This window comes from Streptomyces sp. MK37H (assembly GCF_018035285.1).
Taxonomy (GTDB): Bacteria; Actinomycetota; Actinomycetes; order Streptomycetales; family Streptomycetaceae; genus Streptomyces; species Streptomyces endocoffeicus.
This window is the reverse complement of the sequence record NZ_JAAAYH010000633.1, coordinates 1-3,794: the sequence shown is the minus strand read 5'-3', so window position 1 is coordinate 3,794 and position 3,794 is coordinate 1. Positions and strand designations below refer to the sequence as shown.

General features: G+C 72.3%; 3 protein-coding genes. 2 read left to right on the top strand and 1 reads right to left on the bottom strand.

All coding sequences use genetic code 11. From position 1 onward, the window contains the following. Positions 1-1,613 (top strand): amidohydrolase family protein (locus GWI24_RS41900; RefSeq protein WP_247617630.1); only part of this gene is annotated, 1,613 nt, incomplete at its 5' end. Positions 1,614-1,646: 33 nt separating this feature from the next. Here GWI24_RS41900 and GWI24_RS41895 read toward each other — a convergent pair. Further along, the gene (locus GWI24_RS41895) at positions 1,647-2,291 is read right to left on the bottom strand and encodes a TetR family transcriptional regulator (protein ID WP_210951256.1); all 645 of its coding nucleotides are present in this window, start codon (positions 2,289-2,291) and stop codon (positions 1,647-1,649) included. A 99-nt stretch (positions 2,292-2,390) separates the two neighbouring features. On the opposite strand from GWI24_RS41895, the gene GWI24_RS41890 reads away from it, so the two are divergent. Continuing rightward, entirely contained in the window at positions 2,391-3,377 is a 987-nt protein-coding gene (locus tag GWI24_RS41890; RefSeq protein ID WP_210951255.1) for a zinc-binding dehydrogenase, read from the top strand. Positions 3,378-3,794: the final 417 nt, after the last annotated feature.

Below are 3,794 nucleotides of genomic sequence, written 5' to 3'. Positions count from 1 at the left end.
TGGAGCTGGTCATTCGCGGTGCGGACGTCATCGACGGCACCGGGCAAGCCCGGTGCCGGGCAGACGTGGCCGTAGATGGCGGACGGATCGCCGCCGTCGTACCGGAGGGCGGTGGGCCACGCCCAAGCGGACGGCGGGTCGTGGAGGCCGACGGCCTCGCCCTCTCCCCCGGCTTCATCGACATGCACGCCCACAGCGACCTCGCCCTGCTCCGCGACCCCGACCACTCCGCGAAGGCCGCCCAGGGCGTGACCCTGGAGGTCATCGGCCAGGACGGGCTTTCGTACGCGCCGGTGGACGACCGCACGCTCGCCCAGATCCGGACCGCCATCACCGGCTGGAACGGCGACGGCTCCGACATCGATTTCACCTGGCGCACCGTCGGCGAGTTCCTGGACCGCCTCGACCACGGCTTCGACGGCCAGGGCATCGCGGTCAACGCCGCGTACCTCATCCCCCAGGGCACCGTCCGCATGCTCGCCCTCGGCTGGGAGGACCGCGACGCGACACCCGCCGAGGTCGAGCGGATGAAGGCGCTGGTGGCGGAGGGGCTGGAGCAGGGGGCGGTCGGCCTGTCCTCCGGGCTCACCTACACCCCCGGGATGTACGCATCCGACGCCGAACTCACCGAGCTGTGCCGGGTCGTGGCCGCGTACGACGGCTACTACTGCCCGCACCACCGCTCCTACGGCGCCGGCGCCCTGCGCGCCTACGAGGAGATGGTGGCCCTCAGCCGGGAGGCGGGCTGTGCGCTGCACCTCGCCCACGCCACCATGAACTTCGACCTCAACAAGGGCCGCGCCCCCGAACTGCTCGCCCTCCTCGACGCCGCGATCGCCGACGGCGCCGACATCACCCTCGACACCTATCCCTACCTCCCCGGTTGCACCACGCTCGCCGCGATGCTGCCGAGCTGGGCGGCCGAGGGCGGCCCCGACGCGGCCCTCGCACGGCTGCGCGACGACGCCGAAGCCGAGCGCATCCGGCACGTCATGGAGGAAGAGGGAGCGGACGGCTGCCACGGGGTGCCGATCAACTGGGACACCATCGAGATCTCCGGTGTGAACGACCCGGCCCTCACCGAATACGTCGGCAAAACGGTCGCCGCGAGCGCCCGCGAGCGAGCCGAGGCCCCCTGGGTCACCGCGCGCCGCCTCCTCCTGGACGACCGCCTCGGCCCGACGATCCTGCAGCACGTCGGGCATGAGGAGAACGTCCAGGCGATCATGAAACACCCCGCCCACACCGGCGGCAGCGACGGCATCCTGAACGGCGCCAAGCCGCACCCCCGCGCGTACGGCACCTTCCCCCAGTACCTGGGCCGCTACGTCCGTGAGCTGGGCGTCCTCACCCTGGAGGAGTGCGTGGCCCACCTCACCGCCCGCCCCGCGGCCCGCCTCCGCCTCCCCGACCGCGGCCTGATCCGCGAGGGCTACCGCGCGGACCTCGTCCTCTTCGACCCGGAGACGGTCGCGGCGGGCTCGACGTTCGAGGCCCCGCGCACTCTGCCGACCGGCATCCCCCACGTCCTCATCGACGGCCGTTCCGTCATCGAGGACGGGCGGCGGACGGACGTCCTCGCGGGGCGCGCGATCCGCCGCGCCCGAGCCTGAGCCTGAGCCTGGGAGCCTGAGCAGCTTCCGCCATCACGCCTCGCCGAGTCCCACCGCGCACGCTTCGAGCAGGCTCGTCAGCCGCGGGGCGAAATCCAGCGCTACATGCCCCCACCGCGGCACCTGCTCGTACAGCGCCGCAAGGGTGGGGGTGGGATGGGAGACCTGCCAGAGGCCGGCGGCCAGCATGATCGCCGCCGCCAGCAGGTTGGCGATCTGCTCGCCCGTCATCGTGCTCGCGTCATCCAGCGTGGCGGCGATCTCATCGTGCGCGGCGAAGGAGTTGGTCTTGTACCGGCGGGCCCGTTCGATGTCGACATCGCCTTCGAGGTACAGCGTGACGTGCGTCAGGAGGTCGCAGAACACCGGTAGCGCGACCAGGGTCTCGCTGACCACGGCCGCCGTCTGCGCGGGCCCGAGGCCGGCCCGGTCCGCCACCGCGCTCTTGACCGCGTCACGCCACTGGCCCCAGCCCCGCTCGGCCAGCTCCAGCAGCAGCTCCTCCTTGCTGGCGTAGTACCGCCGCACACCGGTCCGGTGCAGTCCGGCCCGCTCGGTGACCGCCGCCAGCGTGACGTACCGGACGCCGCCGAGTTCGCGCGCGAGCGCCTCCGCCGCCTTCAGCAGATCGTCCGCACGGCGTGCCTTGTCCTCGGCCGATCGAGCTCGTTGATGCACTGCAGCACCTTAACGCACACAGGGATGCGCTATCCCGGCCCATCGTGATAGCGTCAATTTAACGCATCATGGGGTGCGTTAAATTCGAGAGGAATCGCCATGAAGGCCGTACAGGTCACCCGGTTCGGCGAACCGGGCGTGCTCACCCTCACCGAACTGCCCGATCCGGCACCCGGCCCCGGCCAGATCGCGATCGACGTCACCCACGCCGCCGTCGGCCTCATCGACGCGTACATCCGACAGGGGCTGTACAAGGACCGGGACGGGCTGCCGCAACCGCCGTACGTCCCCGGCCTCGAGGTGGCCGGGACCGTGCGCGCGCTGGGCGAGGGCGTGACCGGGTTCGCCCCCGGGGAGAAGGTGGTGGCGCTCTCCTCCGGCGACGGGCGGGGAGGGTACGCGTCGGTGTTCCTCGCCGATCAGGCCCATGTCGTCTCGACGGAGGGCCACGCCATCGACCCCGCCCTCGCCGTCGCCGTGATCCCCAACGCGCTCATGGCCCATGTCGCGCTCACCAGCGCCATCCGCACATCCGCGGGCGAAAGCGTCCTGGTCCACGGAGCACTGGGCGCGCTTGCGGCCGCCTTCCCCGGCATCGCCCGGCAACTCGGTGCCTCACGGGTGGTCGGCACGGTCCGCACCGAGCGGATGGGAGCGGCTGCCGCCACCAAGCTGCCGTACGACACCGTCGTCGACTCCGCGCGGCTGCCGGGGGCCCTCGACGGTGAGAGATTCGACGTCATCGTCGACCCCGTCGGCGGTCTCGTACGCACCCAGAGCCTGGAACTGCTCGCGCCCTCCGGCCGTCTTCTGCTGGTCGGCAACGCCAGCGGCGACTGGAACCACGGCGGCATCGACGGCAACCGGATCTGGTACGGCAACTTCACCGTCACCGGGTTCAACGCGGGCGGCTACCTCCCGGCCCACCCCGAGACCTTCGCACCGGCCGCCCGGGCCGCACTCCAGGCGGCCACCGACGGCCTCGCCGACGTCGAGATCGAGACCTTCCCCCTGGCGGACGCCGCCACCGCCCACCAGCGCCTGGAGGACCACTCGGCCAACGGCCGCATCGTCCTCACGGTGTGACGGCCACAGCCCCGATGGGGTTGTCCGGCGGACCACGCGGCGGAGCCGCACATCGGCGCTTTCCCCGCCCCGCCCCTTCCCGCAGCATCCACATGCGGCTCCGCCTCGTAGCAGGGGCTCCGCCCCTGGACCCCGAGACTGGGGGCAGAAGCCCCCGTTTCAGGGAAGGGAGCAGTCCGCCGCGGGCGGCACGAGCCGTCGGACGCCGCCCCGCCCTTTCCCGTTACCCGGGGTCTGGGGCGGAGCCCCAGTTTCGGGAAGGGGCGGGGAGGGGAACAGCCCGCCGCAGCCGTCACGACCCGCCAGACGCCGCCTGACCCGCGGCCTGTGCGAGGGGCTCCCCGCCCTTGCCGTCTGGGGTGGAGCCCCGGTTCCGGGGAACAGCCCGCCGCAGGCGCACGATCCGTCGGACACCTC